Here is a 5,307-nt window from a genome sequence, read left to right as displayed (position 1 = left end):
GCGCGCGGGCCTGAGCGTAGCCCTGGCGGCCGAGTACCAGCTCACGCCCCGCCTGAGCGTGGGCGGCGGGGTGGGCTACGCTACGTATGGCGTTGATTTCCACGAGGTGGGGCGCGCGGGCCTGAGCGTAGCCCTGGCGGCCGAGTACCAGCTCACGCCCCGCCTGAGCGTGGGCGGCGGGGTGGGCTACGCTACGTATGGCGTTGATTTGCGCCTCACGACCACCACCACAGCCGTGCGCGTGGCCTACGATTCCACCACCACCACGGCCGTGCGGGTAACTTACGATTCAACCACTACCACGGTGCGCGTTGACAGCACCCGTTTCATCCACAAAACCATCACGCCGCGCATCAGCACGCAGGTTACGGTGGCGAGCGCGCTGCTCCAGCCCCAGTACCGTTTCTTCACCGTGCCGCTGCGGGTGCGCTACCGATTCTCGCCGGGCCCCGGCCGGTGGTGGGCCGACGTATCGGGCGGGGCCCAGCTCCAGTTTTTTTTTGGGCGGTACGGGCGTCGTCACCGCCGATGGCGAAACTTTTCGCACTGCCCCCGTCGGGCCAGGCAACGGCCCGTTCCGGGCGCTGAACGTGGCCCTGTCCGGCGCGCTGGCCCTGAACTACGCCCTTACCGACCGCCTCAGCTTGAGCGCAGCGCCGAGCCTGCGTTGGCAGGCGCTTTCCACCTACAAGCCTGAAACTGGCCTGCGGCAACGGCCCACGGCCACCGGCCTGCAAGTGGGGGTGCGGTTCCGGCTGTAATTATTTTACAGGGCCCGGCAGCCTTTGGCAGCCAGATCGGGTCTGGTCTGTGGCCCCCGGGGGCGGGGCGCCGGTTGCTCCTTTCCCCACCCCTATTTTACTACAGTATTCAGGGTGTGATGAATGTAAGTGTTTAATTGAAAGTTTGTTAATTATATTTCTTTCTACCTATTCCCCCTTCCACACAATGAATCGACTGTTCTGCTTTTTTATGTCCGCTTTGTTGGCCAGCGGCCTGGGGTTGGCCTCACCGCTTGCGGCCCAAACCAAATTGGCCGACTACACTTACGGTGGCACGGGCTCTGATTGGGCCGCGGGGGGGGTGCCGACGGCTGATGGGGGCTTTCTGCTCGGGGGCTCTACTTATTCCAATGCCAGCGGCGAGGTAAGCGGGCCGGGGGTGGGCGCCGGCGATTACTGGCTCATCAAAACTGATGCGCGCGGCCGCAAGCTGTGGGACAAGCGCTACGGGGGCCCTGGCGACGACCGCTTGGTGAAACTGGTGGCGGCTGGTGACGGGGGGTACCTGCTCTGCGGCTGGTCGACTTCGGGAGCGGGCGGCGACAAAACCGCGCCGTCGCGGGGCGGGGACGATTACTGGGTCGTGAAAGTGGACGCCCAAGGCAATAAACTGTGGGACAAGGTATTCGGTAGTTCAGGCGTTGACATGCTAGTTACTGCCGTGGCCGCGCCCGACGGGGGCTTTCTGCTGGTTGGCTGGTGCGGTAACACGTCGGCGGCGGCTAATCTGGCCCCTGATGGGGACCGCACCGAACCGTTGCTCGGCTTGGGCGACGTTTGGGTGGTCAAAGTAGATGCCCAGGGGGCCAAGCAGTGGGACAAGCGCCTTGGCGGCTCGGGGGCAGAATACGTGTATGATGCCGTTGCCGTGCCTGGTGGCGGGTTCGTGGTGGGTGCTTTGCCGTTTGTAAATGGCGGCGGGGGTGGCAGCGCCCCGGGCGGAGACGTGACGGACGCCAGCCGCGGCGGGGATGATTTCTGGTTGATAAAGCTCGACGCGCAGGGTGCAAAAGTGTGGGACCACCTGTACGGCGGTACGGGGAGCGACAACGTGCGGGCGCTGCTGGCCACCCCGGACGGGGGCATTCTGGCCGCTGGGCTTTCCTACTCGCCCGTAAGCGGCGACAAAACTAGCGCAGCCGACAAGGCTACTAATAAGCTATTTTGGGTACTTAAGTTGGATGCGCAAGGCTCCCGGGAATGGGACCACGTGTACGGCAACGGGGCCCTGTACAACGGCGGTCTGCCCTTGCAAGTGCAGGGCCCAATCCTGCAAAATAATCCCCGGGGTGGCTACTTTTTGGGGGGCAATACAGGCAACGATGCCGCACTCGACGGTGCGGGGACGATTGGGGGCCACGGCGATGTACCCTATGATTTTTGGCTGGCCGACCTCGACGCCAACGGGCAGGTGCGGGAGGACCACGCCTTTGGGGGCGACCGGAACGACTACCTGGCCGGCATCCTGCCGCTGCCCACTGGCGGGGCCCTGCTGGTGGGCACGTCTGCCTCGAACAGCGGCCGCGATAAAACCGCGGACAGCCGCGGCGATTACGATGTATGGGCCGTGCAGGTGGGCGCTACTGTCTTGAGCACTGGGGCCCCGGCGGGCCGGGCAGTGGGGGTGAGCGCCGGTTTGTTTCCCAATCCGGCTTTGCAAACCTCCGCCACTCTGGCGGTAGACGGGTTGCAAGCGCAACGTTTCGTTCAAGTGACGGTGCTCAACAACTTGGGGCAAGTAGTTCAGCAACTGGAAGTGCCTGTGCAACAACACGCCGTTCGCCAGGCCCTCGAACTTTCAGCACTGGCTCCCGGTATTTACACCGTGCGCTTGGTGGCGTTGGAAGGGACGGTACTGCAGCGGCTGGTGAAAAACTAAGCCGTCGGCCAATGGCAAGGTCCGCCGCCTGAAGCGTTCGGGCCGGCGGCCTGGTTAGGAAACGAAGAAGCTGCTGGTCGCCGTTGCCGAGGACTCAAACTGTTCCCTTCGGTAAGGGTCTTCGAACCAAAACGGAACATTTTCCCGTTGTTAGGGAAAATGTTCCCATCTTTGGGGAAATATTTCCCGCCGTCGCCATGCCCGCTGCTGCCCTTCACCCCCGCACCGCTGTTTACTCCGCCGCTCTGTTAGGCTTGGCCACCGTCGTGGCGACCCTTACGCGCTGGTGATGGAGGCGCGCGCCGGCGTGCTGGCCAAAACGGCGTTCGACGTGGCCGGGGTGCTCCAGCTCCACGCCGACGAACTGGCCGACTTGCTGCATACCACCACCAAAACCCTGCGCACCTACCGCGAGGCCAAAAAGCGCCTCAACCCCGCTGCCAGCGAGCAGGTGCTCAAGCTGCTGGCCCTGGCCCGCCGCGGCGAGGAAGTGTTCGGGGCCCCGGCCGCGTTTCGGCGCTGGCTCAGCAAGCCCGCCTACGGCCTGGGGGCCCAGGTGCCGCTGGCGCTGCTCGAAACCAGCGGTGGCATCGACCTGGTGACGGAGGAAATCGACCGCATCGCCTACGGCGACCTGGCCTAGGCTAGGGCCCCCAGCCGCCGCTCCCGTGGAAGTTTACCGCATTTGCCTGGCCAAGTACGCCGATGCCCTGGTGGCCTCCGGCAACCCCGGCCGCTGGAACCTGCGCGGTCAGTTCGTGCTTTACGCCGCCGGCAGCCGGGCCCTGGCCTGCCTCGAAAACGTGGTGCACCGTAGCGGCGAGGGCCTCAGTGACCTGTTCAAAGTGGTGGTTATCGACTTCCCCGACGAGCTGGCGGTGGAAGAATTCCGGCTGGCCGACCTGCCCGCCGACTGGCAGTCGCCGGCGCACTACGCCCGCTGCCAGCCCCTGGGCGCGGCCTGGTACGCGCGCCGGGCCGCGGCCGTGCTGCGGGTGCCCTCGTCGGTCATCGCCCACGAGTTTAACTACGTGTTCAACACCCAGCACCCCGATTTTGCCCGCGTGCGCCTCGTGGCCCGAGAGGATTTCGCGTTTGACCCGCGCATCAAAGGGGAATAGCCGGCGGCGCAACGGATCAGGTGCTTAGGATTGGCTAAAAATTTGGGTTAAGGGTTAAGCGACAAGCTTTTCGGTAGCGTTGCTTCCTAGGGATTGCCTCGGTTAGGCTCGCCACCTGGTACGCCCTGGGGCTTCCATTCTGCTTTTAACACGGACATCACAATCTTGTCGTGAAATACGCCTTGCCGACAAGCTGCCTGTCGCAGGCGCCCTTCCACCACGAAGCCCGCTTTCGTGTAGGCTTTCAAACCGCCCGTATTTGGTTCGGAAACCGTCAGCATGATCCGGTTGAGCGGGTGGCTGGTGAAGCCCAAGTGGAGGATTTGCTTCGTTACCGCCGTACCTACGCCCTTCCCCCACGCGGCTCGCTCGCCGATAAAGATGAAGTATTCACCCGATTGATTCGTTGCGGAAATATTCGAGAGGCCCGCATAGCCAATCAACGCGTGGGTTTCCTCCCAATAGATCCCCAAGTTGAGGGCGTTTGCCTGCTGCAAGGTGGCCGCAAACCACTGGTCAATCTGCGCCGTGGTCGTCATGCGTTGGAAAGCCGAGAGCGAATACGCAATGGCTTCGGGGTCGCGGAGCCACGTGTAAAAGGGCACCACGTGTTCCGGTTGCAAAGGCACGAGCTTCACCATGTTTTTGTTTTATCAGTTACTTGCCGCCGAGTGGGCAGGCGCTAAAAGTAAGCCGGCCGCACGGTTAAAAACAGGCTGCCCCGGCTGGTCTCTCAAAAGATGAAACCCCAGCGGCCAGATATAACCTGGGTTGCCAAGCAGCAGGTGGACGGTATCGCGCTGCTCGCTCCTGCCAGGAGAGACGAACGTGCAAAATGAGCGTAGGGCCCCTAAATGAGCCATAATTCCCTGCCTATCTGGTTTCTGCTTATGAAGCGGCTGTTCTTTTTATTGCTTTCGCTAACGAGCCTACTGCTCCCACTAATGAGCTGTGGGCAAGCTACAAAGGGCCGGGCAGCGATGGGGGAGGCCTACGCCCGGGAGCAGGTAAGGCGGGCTGTCCGGGGGCCCGCTGACGCAATAATCCCAGTATTGCCCAACAAACAGGTTGCCATTGCCGTCGCGGAAGCCCTCCTGTTTCCCCTCTACGGCCAGCGCACCATCGTTAATGAACGCCCTTATGAGGTTTACCGCAGCGACGGGTGCTGGTACCTCAGCGGCACGCTGCCGGTGGGGTACGACGGGGGCACCTTCGAAATCGTCCTGAAAGCCGCCGATGGCCAGGTGCTGCACCTCACCCACGGCAAATAAGCGCCCCGCCGCCCCGCCCGCCCGCAAAACCTTTGCCCGGCCTTGCCCGTTTGGGAAAGCGAACTACCTTTGCGGCCAGAATGAGCACCCCCGCTTTCCCGTTTTGCTTTGCTGCAACGGCCGTTTCGGCCGGGAACGCCGCTGTGGGCCACGGCCATCACCACCACCATCGGTAGGGGGCCGGGCGGCGTGCCGGGGGCTGATGCAGCGCCGGTAGCCCGCGCCCCCGCCGCCGCGCCCGTGCTGCGCCGTTG

General features: G+C 63.5%; 6 protein-coding genes. 5 read left to right on the top strand and 1 reads right to left on the bottom strand.

What is annotated here, in order from left to right; genetic code table 11:
* From BEN49_RS27865 to BEN49_RS10890, 4 genes are all read left to right on the top strand, one after another.
* Nucleotides 1-697, top strand: a 697-nt coding sequence (locus BEN49_RS27865; protein ID WP_158022840.1) for a hypothetical protein, incomplete at its 5' end; no start/stop codon positions are given.
* 275 nt (nucleotides 698-972) lie between these two features.
* Entirely contained in the window at nucleotides 973-2,661 is a 1,689-nt protein-coding gene (locus tag BEN49_RS10900; protein WP_158022838.1) for a T9SS type A sorting domain-containing protein, read from the top strand.
* Nucleotides 2,662-2,950: 289 nt separating this feature from the next.
* Complete coding sequence (locus BEN49_RS10895; protein ID WP_070743203.1) at nucleotides 2,951-3,304, top strand: Xre family toxin-antitoxin system antitoxin; 354 nt, start codon at nucleotides 2,951-2,953, stop codon at nucleotides 3,302-3,304.
* Nucleotides 3,305-3,329: 25 nt separating this feature from the next.
* Nucleotides 3,330-3,782: an RES family NAD+ phosphorylase gene (locus tag BEN49_RS10890; RefSeq protein WP_070743201.1), complete on the top strand. Its 453-nt coding sequence runs from the start codon at nucleotides 3,330-3,332 to the stop codon at nucleotides 3,780-3,782.
* Between the two features lie 86 nt (nucleotides 3,783-3,868).
* Here BEN49_RS10890 and BEN49_RS10885 read toward each other — a convergent pair whose 3' ends face one another.
* Nucleotides 3,869-4,423: a GNAT family N-acetyltransferase gene (locus BEN49_RS10885; protein WP_070743199.1), complete on the bottom strand. Its 555-nt coding sequence runs from the start codon at nucleotides 4,421-4,423 to the stop codon at nucleotides 3,869-3,871.
* A gap of 411 nt (nucleotides 4,424-4,834) precedes the next feature.
* Here BEN49_RS10885 and BEN49_RS27860 point away from each other — a divergent pair, with 411 nt between their 5' ends.
* On the top strand, nucleotides 4,835-5,053 hold the full coding sequence (locus tag BEN49_RS27860; RefSeq protein WP_070743197.1) for an NTF2 fold immunity protein: 219 nt from the start codon (nucleotides 4,835-4,837) through the stop codon (nucleotides 5,051-5,053).
* Nucleotides 5,054-5,307: the final 254 nt, after the last annotated feature.

Origin of the sequence: Hymenobacter coccineus (genome assembly GCF_001816125.1) — a bacterium.
In the GTDB taxonomy this organism is placed as follows: Bacteria; Bacteroidota; Bacteroidia; order Cytophagales; family Hymenobacteraceae; genus Hymenobacter; species Hymenobacter coccineus.
The sequence above is the reverse complement of the archived record's forward strand: the minus strand, read 5'-3'. Positions and strand labels throughout refer to the sequence as shown.

Bases quoted from the DNA above. Each gene is read 5' to 3' on its own strand.
- BEN49_RS10900 (WP_158022838.1), top strand. From the start codon at position 973: ATGTCCGCTTTGTTGGCCAGCGGCCTGGGGTTGGCCTCACCGCTTGCG.
- BEN49_RS10895 (WP_070743203.1), top strand. From the start codon at position 2,951: ATGGAGGCGCGCGCCGGCGTGCTGGCCAAAACGGCGTTCGACGTGGCC.
- BEN49_RS10885 (WP_070743199.1), bottom strand. From the start codon at position 4,423: ATGGTGAAGCTCGTGCCTTTGCAACCGGAACACGTGGTGCCCTTTTAC.